Below are 17,972 nucleotides of genomic sequence, written 5' to 3'. Positions count from 1 at the left end.
AGGCTGACCAACATTTTATACTACATGAATACTCTTAAAGGTATTCATGTAGTTCTTCTAAGGAGGATGATGTATGAAAATTGACAATCAAATATATGATGAAATCAAAAGCATAGCAGAATCAGAATTATTGAATAGCAGTAAAAACGACACAGAACTGCTTACATATCTTCAAAAACAAGATTCCATTACACTTAACAGGTTAAAAACCTACTTTTCTGAACCTCGGCTTTCACTTACACACTCTATAAAAATCACAGTATGCGGGACATTATTCACCTTATTTATGTTTTTTGCGACCAATGAATTTTCTCATTTAACGGGAATGATTTTTCGCTTATTTATTGGTGTTATAGGATTTCTTTGGCTTATTTCTGTCTATAAAAACAGCCGGAAAATTCAAATCTCAAAAAACTTCAAGGAAAAATCTGAAAACTTTCGTATCATCGGAATGATTGATTTTGTTCTTGAACAAAGATATAAAGGCATAGTGAGCTAAGCAACCCCCCTGCCCCCCCTTCTATAAAGGAGGGGTTTTTTATGCAAAATTCCAAAGATAATTTTTCCCTTCCCGAGTGGTCCTCAAAAGCCGTAATATCAAAATTTCTAAAAAGGCTCTTCCCCACTGGAAATAACCGGAACACCCAATTTCATTCTCAATATAATGTGGTAGTGGATCTGTAAAGAAAGAAGGGCTACATGATGGGTATCATTAATGGCAAAATGTATATTGACCGATTAAACCAGCTTAAAAATGAGATTTGGCTTGACGGTGAAAAGATCGAGGGACTCATTTCTGAACATCCCGCATTTAAGGGCCTTCTGGAAACGAAGCGCTCTCTTTATGATTTGCAAACGAAACCGGGCATGAAAGACGAGATGACATACAGTCTCCCCGGTAAAAAAGAGCGGGCCGGGCTTTCATACCTGCAGCCGAAAACGAAAGAAGACGTTAAAAGAAGAAGAAAGATGTTCGAGCATTGGGCCAGGCATACGCACGGAATGATGGGACGAAGCCCGGATTACATGAATACTGTCCTGATGAGCTTCGCCTCCTCTGCCGCGCTTTTGAAAGACCGGGAGCATTGTTTTCCGGAACATGTTCAGGCGCTGTACGAACGGGCTGTCACACAGGATCTTTCTTTTACGCACACGTTTATCACCCCTCAGGTGAATCGTTCACAAATGGATGTAAACGTATCACCAACACCGATCTCCGCAAAAGTCGTCGAAAAAAATGAAAAAGGCCTCGTCATTCACGGCGCCCGGATTTTGGCCACACAAGGCGGCCTGACGGATGAAGTGCTCGTGGTTTCCCTGCCTAAGATGTATTTTGAATCAGATGAAGCGTTCGCTTTTTCCATTCCTTCCAATACAAAGGGCGTAAAATTCATCTGCAGGGAATCTTTCGTACTGGGAAAATCATCATTTGATTATCCGCTCAGCTCAAGATATGAAGAAATGGATTCCATCGTTGTATTCGATAACGTTTTAGTCCCTTGGGAACGCGTATTTTTTTATGATAATTACGAGGCGGCTTATGATTTCAATATGAAAAGCTCTTTTAACGCTTTCGCATTTCACCAAGTCATCACGAGACAAATTGTAAAGACGGAGTTTCTCCTGGGTCTCGCCCAAACGCTTGTCGATGCGATAGATGTCAGCGAGTTTCAGCATATTCAGGCTAAGATGGCTGAAATCATCACCGGTCTGGAAACGATGAAAGCCCTTTTGGAAAAGTCGGAGAATGATGCCGAAACAGATGAATGGGGATATATGCGGCCGAGTGTCACTCCGCTTCGTGTGGTCAGCGCGATTTTCCCTGACATCTACCCGCGCTTCACAGAGATCATTCAGCTGATCGGGGCAAGCGGAATGGTGACTTTGCCGACTGAAAAAGCGTTTCATTCAGACATCAGAGGAGACCTTGACCAATATTTACAGGCAACTGAATTGAATGCCGAGGATCGGGTAAAAGTGTTCCGTCTGGCATGGGATTTGACCATGAGCCCTTTCGGAACAAGACAGACACAATATGAGCGGTACTTCTTCGGTGACCCCGTCCGCTTGGCCAGCCATCTGTACAATAGCTATCCGAAAGAAGAACAGACCGCTGTCATCAAGGACTTCCTGAACATTCATAAATAAAACAAAGCAGAGCCTCCTCTCTGCTTATCATAGCTGGATCGGCTGCCGCCGATCCTATTTTTTATTTTGACTGATCACCACCATCGTAATATGCGATAACGCGAAAGAGACAAGCGTGTACACAGCGGCCCATCCGATAAACGAGAAATTCAATACAGTAAAAGTGCATATAAGGCAAACGGCCAAAGCGGCAGCCGGCATAATAAACGCGTTTTTAAACAGATATGTTCCGGCGACTGACAAGATGATAATACAAAGCGGCAGAACACCGAACGCAAAATCCAATTCATCAATCAACAGAGGCACTCCTTTCCCTTTTCTTAAATCGGCCTACCACATCTTATGCCTGAGTACAAAAACAAGTACTTCAAATCCTTTCGCGCTCACGCTGATATTCCCTTCGGTGATTTATTCAAAAAAATGAAAACTTTTCTTAAAGCGTTTACATTTATGGCAGACTGTGATAATTTAAGAAAGCGCTATCATACACAAGTTAATGATTTTTGGATGGAGATGAGGAGAGCCAGAAAAACCCGCCCTTACACGAGGGTGATTTCTGGTTCTTTTTGTTATTTTTAAGGAAAGGAGTCATACATACATCATGATAGACGTTCAGCAAAGGGGAGGATATGATGTTTCAATTGTTCAAGCCGGCTCCGCATATTGAGAGATTGGATGATTCAAAGACGGATGCGGCCTATAAACGGCTCAGGCTGCAAGTATTTTTGGGGATTTTCATCGGGTATGCCGGGTATTATTTGCTCCGCAAAAACTTTGCCTTCGCTATTCCTTACTTTCAGGAGCAAGGGTTTTCAAAAGGGGAACTTGGCTTGGTGCTTGCGGCCGTATCAATCGCTTACGGCTTTAGCAAATTTATTATGGGGATGGTGTCTGACCGCTGCAACCCGAGATATTTCCTTGCAACGGGTCTGTTTTTGTCAGGTGTCGTAAATATTTTATTTGTTTCCATGCCATGGGTCACGTCAAGCGTGACGATTATGTTTATTTTTATGTTTATTAACGGGTGGTTTCAAGGGATGGGCTGGCCGCCTTGCGGACGGACAATGGCTCATTGGTTTTCCATCAGTGAACGCGGCACGAAAATGTCGATATGGAATGTCGCCCATAACATCGGCGGAGGTATTCTCGCCCCGCTCGTGACTCTCGGCATCGCCATGTTTGTTACTTGGAAAAGCGTGTTTTTCTTTCCGGCTATTATCGCCATTGTCATTTCATTTGTCATCGTTCTTCTCGTTCGTGACACGCCGCAATCCTGCGGGCTGCCGCCGATTGAAGAATACCGGAATGACTATCCGAAACATGCGTTTAAAGACCAGGAAAAAGAAATGACGACCAAAGAAATTCTTTTTAAATACGTGCTGAATAATAAGTTTCTGTGGTATATCGCATTTGCCAATGTGTTTGTTTATTTCGTGCGGTACGGAGTCGTTGACTGGGCCCCGACTTATTTGACGGAAGCGAAAGGATTCTCTCCTGAAGACTCCAGATGGTCTTATTTCCTTTACGAATATGCGGGAATTCCGGGCACGATTTTGTGCGGCTGGATCAGCGACCGGTTTTTCAAAAGCCGCCGCGCGCCAGCTGGCGTACTGTTCATGGCCGGCGTATTTATCGCTGTATTGGTCTACTGGCTTAACCCTGCCGGTCATCCGCTCATCGACAATATTGCGCTGATCAGCATCGGGTTCTTAATCTATGGACCTGTCATGCTGATCGGGCTTCAGGCCATTGACCTTGCGCCTAAAAAAGCGGCGGGAACGGCAGCCGGCTTAACCGGGTTTTTCGGCTACATCGGAGGCTCGGCTTTTGCCAACGCCATCATGGGTTATGTTGTAGACCGCTTTGACTGGAACGGAGGCTTTATCATGCTTGTCACCTCATGCGCGCTGTCCATCGTCTTCTTGGCTATGACGTGGAATACCGGCAAGCGGGCGGAGCATGTATAAGAAAACAACATAAAAGATTAATATTTTTGCAGTACAGCATTTACAACGATTTTCTACGCTAGAGACAGATATTGATTAATTAAGGGGGAAGAAAACATGCGGAAACATAAGTTGTTTGCTTTGGTATTGCTTTCATTCGGTTTATTGTCATTCGTTGTCACGCCTGTATCGGCGGCGGGAAAAGGAAACCTTTTGTCTCCTGACAGAATTTTAACCATTGCCCATCGCGGTGCTTCGGGGTATGTCCCGGAGCACACGATCCTTTCTTATGAAACTGCGCAAAAAATGAAGGCAGACTATATTGAATTGGATTTACAAATGACAAAAGACGGCAAGCTGATCGTCATGCATGATGAAAAGCTGGACCGCACCACAAACGGACACGGCTGGGTGAAGGATCATACATCAGCCGAGATTCAAAAGCTCGACGCCGGTTCTTGGTTCAATAAAGCCTATCCGGAAAAAGCAAAACCGCAATACGCCGGACTTCACGTTCCCACACTTGATGACGTGTTAAAACGATTCGGCAGACACGCAAATTATTATATTGAAACGAAGGCGCCTGAAACGTATCCGGGTATGGAAGAGAAACTGATCGCTTCACTGAAAAAATACAAATTGGCAGGTAAGCATGCGAAACCTGGACAAGTGATCATTCAGTCTTTCAGCAGGGACAGCCTTTTGAAAATCAAAAAGCTCGATCCGAAACTTCCCGCCGTCCAATTGCTTGAAGCGGATCAGATGACGTCAATGACTGACGCTGATTTAGCGGACATCAAAACCTATGCCGTCGGAATCGGACCGGATTACAAAGCGCTGAACGCTCAAAACGTCCGGAACATACGCAGCCACGGCCTTCTGCTCCACCCTTATACCGTAAACAGCGAAGCAGACATGCGCCGCCTGCTGGATTGGGGCGTAACCGGTGTGTTCACCAACTATGCGGATATATTTCAAAAGGTCAAAAAAGAATACAAATCATAAAGCCAGCATGGGTTCGGAGATGATGCCGAATCCATTTTTTGCCCGATAATGCAAACGCCAGCATGGGTTATGTAGCGGGCGGAGCATATTATTAAAAGGCTGAGACTCACCTTAATTGTAAAAAGGTATCACTGTAATGATGAATTACTTGTGATACCTTTTTAAACAAAGGAATATAATTATTTATTTCTATTATCTATTTTCTTTCTTATACTATTAGTAATAGACGATAATACAAGTGATACTAAACCATAGACAACCACCCATCCCCAGAAGGATAGATTAAAAACAGTGAACATTAATATAACTGAAACAACTATACTGACAAGCGGCATTATATACACTTTTTTGAGAATATACGTGAATATAATCGATAAGACGGTAATAGAAAGTGGTAAAATACCAAAAGCAAGATCTAGCTCATCCATTATTATTCTCCTTTGTGAATTTAATTTCCCCTTAAGTATACTCACTCAGCTTTCTAGCCATTTATATCTAATCACCCCATACTTCTTTGTTTTTCTTAATCATAAAAAAGTCATATTCAGAAACATGGGTATTGTTAATAATTTTTTCAAGTCCTCTGATAGGAGTAGATTTTAATTTTTTTCCGTTTTTATAAGAGTAAGAATTAATCACATATTTCCCACCCTTGCTTATTTCTAACAAGAAAATTTCAGACTCATCAAAATAAGTGAATTTTGCTTGGTTTTCAAATTTTGTCGATCTATGTAATGGGAGTTTTTTCTTCGGCTTCATACTTTTCAGATCAAAAGTATAAAGTATTGAATTAGCTGCCAAATGATATAAAGTGTCATTTTTCACAAAAAAGTTATTAGTAGAAAGAGGAATTGCCAGTTGAGAAATTTCATCAGGGATATGATAACTGCCTAAAGGATATGCCCCTTTAAACTTATTATGCTTTAAATCAATTTCTGCTACTTTGAATTGTACTTTGTTTGATTTATCCGTTTGGTTATATAGTATAAAAAAGGCTGAGCTTTTTTTAACTATTATTTGTGAATAAACACTCCAATTTTCTTCATTTAATATAGGAATTGTTGTTCCTTTCCCTACTGTAACTTTATCTTTATCTATTTTAACATCCTGGAAAGTCGGTGTTTTGATTGAAGAATCTTCATTTATCACGTAAATATATTCACCGTCATTACCGGTACTTGTATAGAAACCCGGTATAATTTTTTCATGAAATCCATTGCTGTTACCCCATCTGATTAAGCTATTATAATGGTTTTTACCGACTTCTTGATTATTCAAAAAGTAAAATATATTTCCTTTTATTAAATGACCCGATGACTGCCCATAACTTGTATGTACTTGATGTTGCATCGGGAATTTCTTAAAGCTATCGCCTATCATATATACTTCTTTTTTGTCCTGTCTAACTATGTTTTTTTCATCTTGTGCAATGGTTCCAACCTCAATAGCATCTCCTTTTACAGCTGTTGCTGCTCCTTTTTCATCAATATATACAGTGTAACTCCCATCTTTAGGGTAATCTATTGTTGCTGAATAATATATAGCTGCAATTTTATCATTCACGAAATTCTTTTCTTTTTCTGTTTCAGTTTGTTTAACATCAGAAACTGAATTAGTATATTTAAATGTTCCGATACATATAAATATACCTATTAATACTATGACCGCAATTATAATAAGCCACTTAATCTTGTTCAAATATAATCTCACTCCTTAAAATAATATGACTCCCTAAATAAACTTAGGGAGTGAAAATAATTCATCAAAATGTTTTAATAGTTTTTGTATAATTGGAATCTCTGATGTCTCTTGGATAGACACCCAGACCTTTATCTTTATCCATATCTATACCAGCCTTTAGCTTAAAAGCTGACCATAATAGTTTTGAACAGTTTTTATCACCATAATGACTCGATTTTCTATTTGTTGCAAAATTATATGAATAACCATCCTTCCCAACCCTGCTGTAACCCCAATTTACTGAATTATTTTTTTTAGAACTAGAAACTTTCACATTTTGAATTACAGCATTTTTTTCGACCTTACGTTTCGAGGAAGCTATTGCACGAACACCTTTTTTAGGGACCGATTCGACAATTTGATTTCCCTTATAGTACATACCGACATGTCCATGCGGAAGCCCAAAAGTAGATGCAGGTGTATAGTAAACATTACCTTTAGAGCTTGATCCTATAATTTTCGGCCCGCTATTCTTGCCCATTGTGCTCATTCTATTACTTTTATCTTCTTCTTTATCTAGCTTTTCTTGCTTCTTTAATTCAGTTTTAATTTCTTCCAAGATCTCATTAGATGTTTTATTATCTTGTTTAACTAAATTATTAACAGATTCAATTAATTCTTTTTTCGACAGATTCGGATTCATTTTCAATATGTAGTTTACTGTTTCTGAATTATACGAGTCTACAGCCTTTAACACTCGTAAAACCTCCAAATACTAAGGGAGTAACGATGCATAATGTTGCAAAAAATTTTCGCGTTTTCATACTTATTACCTCCGACTATTTATTCTCCTATATTTTAATTGATTATACATTTATTGTAAACTCGACTTCGTACTGTATTTTCTCTACGGTTAATTATTTGCCTTGTCTCAAAAACTTTGACTTGGAGTAAAGGAAAACGGAGAAAGGTTGATAGTTGCCCAACATATCTTTACATTCATTGTTTAGTATGGAAGACAGTTATTGATAAGACGGAGAAATTATGAGAAAAAAAGAATACTGGCCTTGCTTGTTCTGTCGTTAGGCTTGCTCATTCATCATCACGTCTGTATCGAGCCAGCATGGGTTCGGAGATGATGCCGAACCCATTTTTTGCCCGATCAAAAAACCTTGCGGGAACGTTACCGCAAGGTTTGTATCAATCATTATTCTTTTCCGGCAGCGGCTTCGGCCTGTCCGCCTTTTAGTTGATCGTTGATTGCTTTGGCGTCTTTCAAATACTCAGTCTTGAATCCGCTCTTCAGCGCCCACGCATAGAAGACAAGGGCAACGATTGCGATCAGCCCCATATCCCAGCCGTACGGAATGATGTTCAGACCGCCGAATTTTTCACTTCCGAGCCATGAAATGGTCATCATGCTGAGCAGATAGACAACCATCCAGACGCCGCCTTTAAAGTTTCTGCGGAATCCTTTCCACTTCGCTTTCGCTTGGTAGTAGAAGTAAATCGGCAGGCCGATCAAAATGATAAACAGCACCTGCCCCGTTAGCGGCCAGCGCGCCCAATACAGCACGAGAGACGCGAACACGAAGCCGAGCGGAGCAACCACGCTGAGGCCTTTCAGACGGAGAGGCCTGTACAAATCCGCCGCCGTCCGCCGCAGCGTCATCACCGTCACAGGACCCGTGATATAAGAAATCAGTGTCGCAACGGAAATGATTTCAGCAAGCACGCCCCATCCTCTGAATAAAAACAGAAAGATAAACGATACGATCAGGTTAAAAATCATCGCCTGGCGCGGCACGCCGTACAGCGGATGAAGCTTTCCGAAAATGCTCGGCATATATTTATTTTTTTCCATGCCGTAAATCATGCGGGACGTCGTAGCGGTATAAGTGATACCGGTTCCTGACGGAGATACGAACGCATCCGCATAAAGAATAATCACAAGCCAGTTGATATTCAACGCGATCGCCAAATCGGCAAATGGAGAGTTAAAGTTCAGGTGACTCCAGCCGTGAACGATCATAGAAGGTTCAACCGCACCGATAAACGCGATTTGCAGCAGGACGTAAATGACGGTTGCGACCAACAGCGAACCGACAACCGCAATCGGAATCGATTTACCGGGATTTTTTGCTTCTCCGGCCATGTTAATCGGGCTTTGAAACCCGTTAAACGCAAAGACGATACCTGATGTGGCCACTGCTGTCAGCACGCTCGCCCAGCCGTTCGGCGCAATGCTTGACCCGGATGTGAAATTTCCGCCGTGAAAACCGGTAAACAGCAGCGCTCCGATTGTCAGCCCCGGAATAATGATTTTAAAGATGGTAATCAATGAATTCGCTTTTGAAAATAAATTAACTGTCCAATAATTCAGTAAAAAGTAAATAATCAGCAATACGGAAGCAAAGCCGAGACCCTCTCCCGTCAGTGTGCCGTTGTGAACGAGATTGCCTGTCCATTTCGCCCACTCCCACGGCCATGAGCTCATATATTGAACGGACGCGACCGCTTCCACCGGAATAACGGAAACAATCGCAATCCAGTTTGCCCATCCTGCGATAAATCCAATAAATGATCCGTGAGAATATTGAGTATATTTTACCATTCCCCCGGCTTCCGGGAACATTGAACCTAATTCACTGTAAGAAAGTGCGATAAACAAAATAACGATCATACCGATAATCCAGGAAATAATTGCGGCAGGTCCCGCAATCTGAGCCGCCCGCCATGCCCCGAATAACCAGCCAGAGCCAATCATTGACCCAAGTCCGACCATCATGAGTGCAAACGTTCCCATTCTGCGATGTAATTGATTCATAAAGTTAACACCTTTCAATTAAAATATGACTCCAGCGCTATCATATATTTATAATATTATTCTGAAAATAGTTTTGTCAATCTTTATCGCATTAAAGCAGGAATCCAAAAATTACCCTTTGATGTTTAAACAGCCGTCAAGCGGGAATAACTACTGCAAGCCAGAAATAGAAAGGAGTTTTTATCATGAAACAAAAACTGCTCATTTCAGGACTTGCCGTGTCGACTGTCGGAGTGACTTCCTACCTGCTCAAAGATAAATCAAACCGCCAAAAGGTGAAGGACTTTATCCGCAATATGAAAACATCGCTTTCAGGGAAGCACGATATTGAATCATTTCCCGTCCACAAAGCAGGCAACCCGCATCCCGAAGATATTGAAGATAACAAAATGGTATCCGAAGGCTCCATGTATCCGGTTCAATACTACGATGACAAGAAGAAATAATCTGTTCCCATGCTGCCCGGCCGTATAAACGGCGGCAGCTTTTTTATGCAGACGGCTTTTTATAGATCCGCCAATATTGACGCGACCCTTGATCCCGCACGGTAATGCCCAGTTTGGATATTTCCGCTTTCAGTTCTTTCGCATCTTCGGTTTCATCCTGCTTCAGCGCCTTTTCCCTCGCTTTTAAGAGAGCGTTTGCCCCAGGCTCCAAATCCGGCATGTCCGGCACCCACCGTTTGTATTCTTCTTTAAAAGGATCTTCCGTCCCCCGCCAGACATACCCATGCCCGCGAAACGCATCAGCCGCTTTTTCAACCGCCGGCTCAAGCTTTTCCCGAAAAAGCTCCTGCCCTTCAGTCCCCAATAAGACAAGATACTTTCGATCCGTAAACACGCCGGAAATGCTGTCTTTCGAAAACACGCTTTCTTTATTATGTATGGTTAAGGACACCTCACTGTCCGTCACGACTGCCACAAGACTTTCTTTAAAAGCCGCCCGCGTCAGCCACATTCCCCCAATTAAGCCGATAACGGCGGTTGCTGCCGCAGCCTTCAATCCGTGAAAAGATGCGATGATTTTCAGCGGCCCGTGAAAAGGCAGCCAATCCAATGTAACGGCCCATTTCGCAATGACCGGCAGAAACCAGCCGATGACCAGACCCAATAATGGCGGCACAAGGAAAACCAAAGCTTTCTCAGCCGATGACAACTCAAGAACCGTCTGTTTTTTTATTTCGTTCATGTTTCTCCTCCGTCTGTGTTTTTCACAACTATCCATTATACAAAGGGTTGGATGATTCTGTAAACTATTTCCGAAACAATAAAAAGCCTCCCGGCCGCCGGGAGGCTTTTTAAAACAGCAGTTCATACACTTCATTCAATTCCATTGTACGCTTCTCATCCTGCTCGTTCTCAGCATATTTGATCTCCTTCTCAAGCACCTGATTCAGCGCATCCATTTCCAGATCATTAAGATCCTTCACGAACTCGCCCTCATTTGCATAATGCTTCACCTGCAGCTTTTTATAAATCCCGCGGCACACATCATGCTCCAAGTGGTTCGAAAGCGACTCGCGCAAATATCCGAGTGTCGTGTCCATCATGTAAGCCCTCCCTTTTCTTTAGGAATAGCTTCCCGGAAAGAGAGAAAAACTATACATGAAAGCGCGGCTGTTTTAACTCTGTACCTGAATGGAGAAAAATCCGCTGCTTAACGGTGTGTACGGCCCATTCAGCCCCGTTGCGGAGAAAGAGAACGTTCCTGAACTGACATAAGAAAGAGGAACGCTGTAATATTTAATGTAACCTGTAATGATATTGCCGTTTTTCGTATATTCATCTTCCAGCGCTTTTGCCGTGAGATTTGTAATATTCGTTCCGTTGTTAAACGCCTGAATTGTGTTATTGTTCGGATACCCTTGGAAATATACAGCTAAATACCCCGTTGTGCCCTTCATCGGTTTTGATGCGCTGATTTGGTTCGGTCCGATATTTTCCCATTGATAATTCTGTCCGTCAGACGTCACACCGATAATACGGATTTGTGTTAAAGCAGGAGCGGGCGCCGCAGACGCTGACGGCATCCACAACCCGCTTACAAGCATCAATACAGCGGCAGCCGCGGCGAATAACATCACGATTCTCTTTTTCATGTTTCTTCCTCCTCTTGTCATATTTTCACAGAACTCTATTCTATTTTACATGATTCTAAAGGAAAAAGATTACATTCCAAAAAAGAGTCTGGAAAACTTTGTGAACTAGATATGAAACGCTCTGGAAACACCATTGATGATCAGAAAGATGCCGCAGATTCTTAACACGACTCTTGAACTTCTGTCATCTTTACCGAAAAAGGTTTTTCCGAGCCAGCCGATCCATACGTTCATTGCGGCTCCAGCGAGCAATTCTATGATTCCGATGATTTCTGCCATATACAAAGCAGCCATCCTCCTAACTGTGTTTTTTCATATTGCGGTTTATCAAATAGAGTGATAAGGCCAGTGCCGCTGCGCCGGCGGCAAGAAACAGGCTCAAGGGCGCAATCTGAACACTGTCTCCGCCATTGTTTTGAAATGCGCCGATCACCCATTTTTCAGGGGTAAACAACGACAGCGTCCGCATATACTCCGGAGCCGCATCTAAAGTGAAGAAAGCCCCTCCCAATAAACCCGTGACAGCGATAAAAACAGAAGCAAGCGATGTGAATTGCTTTTGGCTCTTCATAAACGGGATCACCGCCATCGTTACAGCAGTCAGCGCAAATACACAGGCCGCAAGCATCGCTCCCGCAGCAAGAACGTGATCGGCAAAACGGATATGCAGCATGAATGTTCCGGCACCGAGAATCACTATAATATGGAGAAGTCCGAAAAGATACGCCGCCGCAAATTTAGAGATTGCATATGCCGTATAGGACACGGGCGTGCTCAGCAATCTGGCATATGTATGATTTTCTTTTTCGTCTATAAATGATCGCAAGCTTTGAACCGCAACGAACCAGATAAACATCACTAAAAATCCGATAAGCCTGTCAGCCGCTTGTCCGCCTGCATAAATGTGCTGGCGGTCAACGGTTACGGCAGAATGGCTTTGGATATCCTTCAACAGGTCAGCCGCCGCCTGCTTAGTGTCAGTGTGCAGCGTGCGGGACATCACTGCCGCATCGCGGACGATCTTTTTCAGCTTGCCCGCCTGCTGCGCAATCAGCTGCTCTGTCAAAACAGCATCACCCTTTTCTTCATTCTGAATGAATGAAACGTTCAATTCTTCTCCGGAAAATAATGTCTCTTCAAAATGAGATCCGATCAGCAACCCGAAAGAAATATCCTGATGATTAACCTTTGTCTTTAAAACAGCCTCCGTGACCTTCGTGACTTTTACATGGCCGACTGTCTGAATCATGTTCATCAATTGTGCTGAAAAGACGCTCTGATCCTTATCAGCCACATAGACTTCCTTCTGCTGACTGTCATCGGCAGAAAAGGAAAAGAGATAAGTCAGAAGGAGCGGGACGGAAATGGTCGCAAAGATCGCAACCCGATTCTGTAACATCAGTTTCAGCTGATGTCTCATCATGAATAACAGCTGCGTCATGAAACAGCCGACTTCCGCTTAAACACCCATATGGTCAAACATAAAAACACGGCGCCGATAGCGAAAAGCTCTGCCAAATCCGCCAGAATACCGCTCAGGCCGGCATGCTGCGTGACACTTACGTAGCTGTTGATCGCTTTGCCATTCGGTATCAGCTCCTGCACGATTTTCAAACCGGCAGGCAGGCTGTCTTTTGCGATAAAACTTCCGCCTAAAAAACTGAACCCATACAGAATAGGAGCCGCCATGCTTGAGACGGTCTCGTGGTTTTTTGCAGTAAACCCCCAAAGAAGCACGATACTGCCGACCGCAAATGAATAAACGATCGTCACCAGCAATATTTCAAAAAAATTGCCCCATTTCACATGGTACAAGATGCTGCTTGCGATGATGACGGCAGCCATTTGTATAAGGATGGCAAACATGATCCCCAAAAGCTTTCCAGCCACGTACTGGATATGTAATACAGGCATTGATTTGATTCTGAACAATGTGTGCTGCTGCCTTTCTTCCACTATGCCGTGAATGAGCGCAAAAGCGGTCATAATAGAAAACATGACGACCATCGCGATTGAATAATACTGCATCGCATCAATCGGAGCCGCGTGATGGCCGGCCGACTGTTTCGGAATGGCCACAGCCTGTCCGCGCTCAGCGGAAAGTCCGCTCATTATGCTGCCGACTTCCTCCTTTGACAGATGTCCCGACTGTTTCAGCACCGTTTTTTCTTCGCTGCTTTCCATCTTTACTCTGGTGACAAATGAATCAGCCATCATCTCAACAATGTCTCCGTTTACAGAGCCTTGTTGGTCTGAAATGACGTTGATATTTGTTTTTTCATTGTGTTCCGCCGCTTCTGCAAAGCCTTTCGGCACGTATACAAAAACCGAAACTTTGCCGCTTTCGACAAGCTGTTTCCCTGCTTGATAACCGCTTATGTCTTTTACACGGATGAGATCGTTTTGTTTCAGAACGTCATTCTTTAATATGTCTCCCAAAGCACTCTCCGCGTGATCCGCATTATAAAACGCGATTTTAAATGACTTCGCTTTCGAATCGCCGTGAAAAACCGTTCCTAAAATAAAAATCATCAGCGCCGGAAACAGAATCAGTTTTATATAGAAAGACTTTTCTCCGGCCATTAACCGAAAATCTAATAAAGTCAGCCTGAGCAATGTTTTCATGACGCCCCCTGTGAATCCCGCAGCGTTTTGCCGGTAAGCCGGAGGAAAATGCTTTCCAGATTGGCTTCCTCGAAATGAATGCCCTTAATAGTGATACCGGTTCTTCTGATATCATCCGCAATATCAAGGATATTCCGCTCTGCCGCGGAAACGAGCATCGAAATGGTCTGATGGCTGACGGCGGCTTCGGAAACACCGGGAATGCGGCGGATTTTTTGTACGGCATCATCATTCAGACCCTCTGCATTCACGATCAGGGTATCGGAGGCACCCGCTGACTGTTTCAATTCGTCTTTCGTTCCGCAGGCAATGATTGAGCCGCGGTCCATGATCGCCGCTCTTTCACATAGATATTCGACCTCTTCCATGTAATGGCTCGTGTAGATGACGGTCATTCCTTTTTCTTGATTTAACGTCTTAACGGTTTCAAGAATATGGTGTCTGGATTGCGGATCAATTCCGACGGTCGGTTCATCTAAAATGAATAGTTTCGGTTCGTTCATCAGGGCAGCCCCGATATTCACCCGTCTCTTCATACCGCCTGAAAATTCAGACACCCTTTGGTTCCGCTGTTCCTTTAATTCGATGACGTCCAGCACTTCATCGACCCGCTTATCGAGCTCCTTACCGGAAAGTCCGTACAGGCTCCCGAAAAAAGCCAAATTATCCTTTGCGCTTAGCGCTTGATACAAGGCTATTTCCTGCGGGACGATACCCATCACTTTTTTTATGGCCGCAGGCTGTTTTTGTAATGACATTCCATTAATGCAAATGGTTCCGCCCGTCGGTGAGAGCACGGTGCTGATCATTGACACCGTTGTTGATTTACCGGCGCCGTTTGGTCCCAGCAGGCCGAATATCTCTCCTTTTTCGACGTGCAGCGTTATATGATTGACAGCAGTAAAATCGCCGTACTTCTTTGTCAAATCGGTTAATTCAAGCATTCGTGCAGCACTCCTTGTGTCATGTCTGCACTTATTCTACTCTTGGCGATCCTTGTTTTCTATTCACTTTCGTACTCGATATTGATATTACTTTCGTCATATGTTGGATGATGAAAAGAGGGAGGGGGTGAAGCGGGGTTATATCATTTTTTGCAAATATAATGTAAGCTCAGTCCTGTTTGTCACTTCGAGTTTATCAAGGATTCTGGAAACATAGTTTTTCACAGTGCCTTCAGTCAGGAATAAGTCTGCGGCAATGCGTTTATTGCTTTTGCCTTCCATAATGTGTTTTGCGACATCAAGCTCTCTCGGCGTGAGAATCTCCGTCAGCTTTGGCTGCGGCTCCTCCTGAACGGCCGGGATGCCGATATGATTCAGCGCTTTTACGACTTGAACCGTAACCTTGGGATTCAGCATCATATTTCCTTCATAAACGGCCTGAAGAGAGGCAATAATTTCTTCTGAATCAGCATCCTTCAAGATATAGCCGTCAGCCCCGCTTTTCAGCCCGGCAAAAATATAGTGATCATCCTCAAACGTTGTCAGAATGATGACTTTTACGGACGGATAGCTGGCTTTTACCGCTTTTGTCGCTTCGATTCCGTCCATGCCGGGCATTCTGATATCCATCAAAATCACATCGGTTTCGGTTTGCGGAAGCAGCTGCAGAACTTCTTCGCCGCAAGAAGCTTCTCCCGATACTTGAATTCCTTCGTGAAGGCTCAGAATCATTTTCAGCCCCTCCCTGACAATGGACTGGTCGTCTGCGATCATGACATTCACTAGATCATTCCTCCTTGCACGGTATCCTTATTTTCACGTCAAAACCCGTTTCATTTCCGGAAGTGAAAACAGCTTCTCCGCCAAGCGCGGCCGCTCTTTTTTCAATTCCTTTCAGACCATTTGATTTTATAATCGTCCCGCACGCTGAGCCGTTATTATGAATATGCGCCAATATCATGTTCAGGTCCTTTTGAATCCGGACAGAAACATATGACGCATGTCCGTGCTTCACCGCGTTCGTAATCGATTCCTGGATGGTTTGATAAAGACAGTGCTTCACATCAGGCTGCGCCGCTTCTATGGCCTCGTCCATCTCCAGCTCGAAGTGTATCCCTCCCGCCTCTTGAAAATGGCTGAAAATGTCACGGAGCGCTTGTTCAAATCCCCGCCCCGGCAATGATCCCTGCAACAGCATCACGGCCTGGCGAAGCTTTAAAATCGATTCTTTCGTAAGATCATGCGCCTTATGAATGATCTGCTTTACTTTTTCCGGCTGATGCCCGGCTGTCTTCCCGGCAAACTCCAAATTCATTTTCAGAGCAGCGAGATAATGACCTAAAGAATCATGCAGCTCCTGCGCAATTCTTGTTCTTTCTTTCGTAACCGCCAGTTCTTCAATGCGTTCTGAGTATTCCTTCAGTGTGGCGTTGGCCGTCTTCAGCTCTCGATTCAGCGATTCAACCTTTGACTTCTCCTGCAGATTCTTCCGATATAAATAAATCACCGCAAACATGATGAAGTAAGGGAGCACGATATCACTGACACCCGATCCGGAGGCGTATAAAGCTGCGGCAAATGCGGCGGCGTGCATCGTTAACAAAACAGCCGAAATCTGCTTATCAGTAATAAGCACCTCCACCAATAAAAGCACCATTATGGCCTGTGCCCCAATGCAATAGACATTGTACAGCAGAACTCCCGCCATGACGCTGCTCAGGAGAAAAGATCCGTGATAGATGGCGGACTGTCTCTTCATATATATCGGCCGCAGGCAGTCATTCGCCGTCAGCAGCATCACGAGTACAGACAAAAAAACCTTCAGCTCCCCCCGGCCGGGAGGAAGCTGAAGAATCGTATGAAAAATTGATAGTAACGCAAAGCCCCTGATCAGTAACTTCGTATGTGCAATCTTCATCGTATTCTCCTTACAGATGAGCGGCGGCTTTTCGCTCCACGTTCAGCAGATCATACAACTCATCAAGCGAATGAATTTCATACGTCGGAATGATCCCCGACTCATTTATTTTCTTTCCGGGATTAAACCAGCACGTATCAATTCCCGCCATCTGACCGCCTTTTATGTCCGCGCTCAGTGAATCGCCGATAATAAGCCCGCGCTCGGCAGAAAAACCGGGAATTCTCGCAAATACATAATCAAAGTATTCCTTCATCGGCTTTTGAAAATCCGTATCCTCAGATACAAACATATCTTTAAAAAACGGATACAGACCGGAATCACCCAGCCGCTTATATTGGGATCTTGATACACCGTTTGTCACGATGTATAAATCAAATAAAGGACTCAGCCTTTCAATCAGCTCATAAGCTCCGTCTATCATCTGGTGTCCTTCTTCTAAGTATCGGCGGTACGTCTCATTCATCAGCACGCCGTCCGCCTCGAGGCCGTATTCTTTAAACAAAAGGGCAAACCGTGTATTCACCACTTCATCGCGGGTCATGTCCCCCTCTTCAAACGCCTTCCACAGCCCTTGATTTAACGCTTTATAACGGGCTTCCACCTCTGCCGTCAGTTCCAGCTTTGAACCTTGAAACAATTTTTGAAGAGCATCGGTTTCTGAAGCGGTAAAATCCAGCAGCGTATTGTCTATATCAAATAATAACGTACGGTAGTGACTCATCGATGTTTCCCCCGGTTCTGCTTTTTTTAACCAGTATACCACTCGCGGACAAGCCGA

The 17,972-nt window shown here is 43.8% G+C and carries 21 protein-coding genes; 5 read left to right on the top strand and 16 right to left on the bottom strand.

Features of this window, described 5'->3' with window-relative positions; translation table 11 throughout:
- Positions 1 to 73: 73 nt before the first annotated feature.
- A complete protein-coding gene (locus AD710_RS09170) occupies positions 74 to 499 on the top strand; it encodes a hypothetical protein (RefSeq protein ID WP_049627821.1) in 426 nt (141 codons plus the stop codon).
- Positions 500 to 702: 203 nt separating this feature from the next.
- Positions 703 to 2,148 carry a 4-hydroxyphenylacetate 3-monooxygenase, oxygenase component gene (hpaB, locus tag AD710_RS09165; protein ID WP_016936890.1) on the top strand — a complete coding sequence of 482 codons (1,446 nt, stop codon included), beginning with the start codon at positions 703 to 705 and terminating at the stop codon, positions 2,146 to 2,148.
- 54 nt (positions 2,149 to 2,202) lie between these two features.
- Here the strand turns inward: hpaB and AD710_RS09160 are convergent, their stop codons facing one another.
- Complete coding sequence (locus AD710_RS09160) at positions 2,203 to 2,445, bottom strand: DUF2651 family protein (RefSeq protein ID WP_016936891.1); 243 nt, start codon at positions 2,443 to 2,445, stop codon at positions 2,203 to 2,205.
- 335 nt (positions 2,446 to 2,780) lie between these two features.
- On the opposite strand from AD710_RS09160, the gene glpT reads away from it, so the two are divergent.
- Together glpT and AD710_RS09150 are read left to right on the top strand one after the other, a co-directional pair.
- A complete protein-coding gene (gene glpT / locus AD710_RS09155) occupies positions 2,781 to 4,115 on the top strand; it encodes a glycerol-3-phosphate transporter (protein WP_016936892.1) in 1,335 nt (444 codons plus the stop codon).
- A gap of 96 nt (positions 4,116 to 4,211) precedes the next feature.
- On the top strand, positions 4,212 to 5,099 hold the full coding sequence (locus AD710_RS09150) for a glycerophosphodiester phosphodiesterase (RefSeq protein WP_049627820.1): 888 nt from the start codon (positions 4,212 to 4,214) through the stop codon (positions 5,097 to 5,099).
- A 179-nt stretch (positions 5,100 to 5,278) separates the two neighbouring features.
- On the opposite strand, the gene AD710_RS09145 is transcribed toward AD710_RS09150, so the two are convergent.
- From AD710_RS09145 to AD710_RS09130, 5 genes are all read right to left on the bottom strand, one after another.
- Positions 5,279 to 5,527, bottom strand: a complete 249-nt coding sequence (locus AD710_RS09145; RefSeq protein WP_049627819.1) for a DUF2651 family protein — start codon at positions 5,525 to 5,527, stop codon at positions 5,279 to 5,281.
- 67 nt (positions 5,528 to 5,594) lie between these two features.
- Entirely contained in the window at positions 5,595 to 6,797 is a 1,203-nt protein-coding gene (locus tag AD710_RS09140) for a hypothetical protein (protein WP_049627818.1), read from the bottom strand.
- Between the two features lie 64 nt (positions 6,798 to 6,861).
- Positions 6,862 to 7,536 (bottom strand): hypothetical protein, encoded by a 675-nt coding sequence (locus tag AD710_RS09135; protein WP_231595046.1) that lies wholly within the window; start codon positions 7,534 to 7,536, stop codon positions 6,862 to 6,864.
- Positions 7,537 to 7,861: 325 nt separating this feature from the next.
- On the bottom strand, positions 7,862 to 7,987 hold the full coding sequence (locus tag AD710_RS20205; RefSeq protein WP_269430487.1) for a hypothetical protein: 126 nt from the start codon (positions 7,985 to 7,987) through the stop codon (positions 7,862 to 7,864).
- Positions 7,987 to 9,606, bottom strand: a complete 1,620-nt coding sequence (locus tag AD710_RS09130; RefSeq protein ID WP_045926328.1) for a glutamate/serine transporter AimA — start codon at positions 9,604 to 9,606, stop codon at positions 7,987 to 7,989. Before AD710_RS09130 ends, AD710_RS20205 begins: the two co-directional genes overlap by 1 nt.
- 185 nt (positions 9,607 to 9,791) lie before the next feature.
- Here AD710_RS09130 and AD710_RS09125 point away from each other — a divergent pair, with 185 nt between their 5' ends.
- Positions 9,792 to 10,052, top strand: coding sequence for a hypothetical protein (locus AD710_RS09125; protein ID WP_016936895.1), 261 nt, complete (start codon positions 9,792 to 9,794; stop codon positions 10,050 to 10,052).
- 43 nt (positions 10,053 to 10,095) lie between these two features.
- Here the strand turns inward: AD710_RS09125 and AD710_RS09120 are convergent, their stop codons facing one another.
- From AD710_RS09120 to AD710_RS09075, 10 genes are all read right to left on the bottom strand, one after another.
- A complete protein-coding gene (locus AD710_RS09120; protein WP_049627816.1) occupies positions 10,096 to 10,794 on the bottom strand; it encodes a YqeB family protein in 699 nt (232 codons plus the stop codon).
- Positions 10,795 to 10,903: 109 nt separating this feature from the next.
- Entirely contained in the window at positions 10,904 to 11,152 is a 249-nt protein-coding gene (locus tag AD710_RS09115; RefSeq protein WP_029575245.1) for a sigma-G-dependent sporulation-specific acid-soluble spore protein CsgA, read from the bottom strand.
- A gap of 75 nt (positions 11,153 to 11,227) precedes the next feature.
- On the bottom strand, positions 11,228 to 11,704 hold the full coding sequence (locus AD710_RS09110) for a DUF4879 domain-containing protein (protein WP_049627815.1): 477 nt from the start codon (positions 11,702 to 11,704) through the stop codon (positions 11,228 to 11,230).
- A gap of 105 nt (positions 11,705 to 11,809) precedes the next feature.
- Positions 11,810 to 11,989, bottom strand: a complete 180-nt coding sequence (locus tag AD710_RS09105) for a hypothetical protein (protein ID WP_016936899.1) — start codon at positions 11,987 to 11,989, stop codon at positions 11,810 to 11,812.
- A gap of 13 nt (positions 11,990 to 12,002) precedes the next feature.
- Entirely contained in the window at positions 12,003 to 13,145 is a 1,143-nt protein-coding gene (locus AD710_RS09100) for an ABC transporter permease (RefSeq protein ID WP_049627814.1), read from the bottom strand.
- Positions 13,142 to 14,329: an ABC transporter permease gene (locus tag AD710_RS09095; RefSeq protein WP_049627813.1), complete on the bottom strand. Its 1,188-nt coding sequence runs from the start codon at positions 14,327 to 14,329 to the stop codon at positions 13,142 to 13,144. Before AD710_RS09095 ends, AD710_RS09100 begins: the two co-directional genes overlap by 4 nt.
- A complete protein-coding gene (locus AD710_RS09090; RefSeq protein WP_049627812.1) occupies positions 14,326 to 15,273 on the bottom strand; it encodes an ABC transporter ATP-binding protein in 948 nt (315 codons plus the stop codon). The genes AD710_RS09095 and AD710_RS09090 overlap by 4 nt, the downstream gene beginning before the upstream one ends.
- Before the next feature lie 138 nt (positions 15,274 to 15,411).
- Positions 15,412 to 16,056, bottom strand: a complete 645-nt coding sequence (locus AD710_RS09085; protein ID WP_049627811.1) for a response regulator transcription factor — start codon at positions 16,054 to 16,056, stop codon at positions 15,412 to 15,414.
- A 4-nt stretch (positions 16,057 to 16,060) separates the two neighbouring features.
- Positions 16,061 to 17,191: a sensor histidine kinase gene (locus AD710_RS09080; RefSeq protein ID WP_049627810.1), complete on the bottom strand. Its 1,131-nt coding sequence runs from the start codon at positions 17,189 to 17,191 to the stop codon at positions 16,061 to 16,063.
- 10 nt (positions 17,192 to 17,201) lie between these two features.
- Positions 17,202 to 17,915 (bottom strand): YjjG family noncanonical pyrimidine nucleotidase, encoded by a 714-nt coding sequence (locus AD710_RS09075; protein WP_049627809.1) that lies wholly within the window; start codon positions 17,913 to 17,915, stop codon positions 17,202 to 17,204.
- Positions 17,916 to 17,972: the final 57 nt, after the last annotated feature.

The sequence above is a fragment of the Bacillus sp. JFL15 genome (genome assembly GCF_001184225.1).
GTDB lineage: Bacteria > Bacillota > Bacilli > Bacillales > Bacillaceae > Bacillus > Bacillus siamensis.
The sequence above is the reverse complement of the archived record's forward strand: the minus strand, read 5'-3'. Positions and strand labels throughout refer to the sequence as shown.

Bases quoted from the DNA above. Each gene is read 5' to 3' on its own strand.
- AD710_RS09170 (WP_049627821.1), top strand. From the start codon at position 74: ATGAAAATTGACAATCAAATATATGATGAAATCAAAAGCATAGCAGAA.
- hpaB (WP_016936890.1), top strand. From the start codon at position 703: ATGGGTATCATTAATGGCAAAATGTATATTGACCGATTAAACCAGCTT.
- glpT (WP_016936892.1), top strand. From the start codon at position 2,781: ATGTTTCAATTGTTCAAGCCGGCTCCGCATATTGAGAGATTGGATGAT.
- AD710_RS09150 (WP_049627820.1), top strand. From the start codon at position 4,212: ATGCGGAAACATAAGTTGTTTGCTTTGGTATTGCTTTCATTCGGTTTA.
- AD710_RS09145 (WP_049627819.1), bottom strand. From the start codon at position 5,527: ATGGATGAGCTAGATCTTGCTTTTGGTATTTTACCACTTTCTATTACC.
- AD710_RS20205 (WP_269430487.1), bottom strand. From the start codon at position 7,987: ATGATTGATACAAACCTTGCGGTAACGTTCCCGCAAGGTTTTTTGATC.
- AD710_RS09130 (WP_045926328.1), bottom strand. From the start codon at position 9,606: ATGAATCAATTACATCGCAGAATGGGAACGTTTGCACTCATGATGGTC.
- AD710_RS09125 (WP_016936895.1), top strand. From the start codon at position 9,792: ATGAAACAAAAACTGCTCATTTCAGGACTTGCCGTGTCGACTGTCGGA.
- AD710_RS09120 (WP_049627816.1), bottom strand. From the start codon at position 10,794: ATGAACGAAATAAAAAAACAGACGGTTCTTGAGTTGTCATCGGCTGAG.
- AD710_RS09115 (WP_029575245.1), bottom strand. From the start codon at position 11,152: ATGGACACGACACTCGGATATTTGCGCGAGTCGCTTTCGAACCACTTG.
- AD710_RS09110 (WP_049627815.1), bottom strand. From the start codon at position 11,704: ATGAAAAAGAGAATCGTGATGTTATTCGCCGCGGCTGCCGCTGTATTG.
- AD710_RS09100 (WP_049627814.1), bottom strand. From the start codon at position 13,145: ATGACGCAGCTGTTATTCATGATGAGACATCAGCTGAAACTGATGTTA.
- AD710_RS09095 (WP_049627813.1), bottom strand. From the start codon at position 14,329: ATGAAAACATTGCTCAGGCTGACTTTATTAGATTTTCGGTTAATGGCC.
- AD710_RS09090 (WP_049627812.1), bottom strand. From the start codon at position 15,273: ATGCTTGAATTAACCGATTTGACAAAGAAGTACGGCGATTTTACTGCT.
- AD710_RS09080 (WP_049627810.1), bottom strand. From the start codon at position 17,191: ATGAAGATTGCACATACGAAGTTACTGATCAGGGGCTTTGCGTTACTA.
- AD710_RS09075 (WP_049627809.1), bottom strand. From the start codon at position 17,915: ATGAGTCACTACCGTACGTTATTATTTGATATAGACAATACGCTGCTG.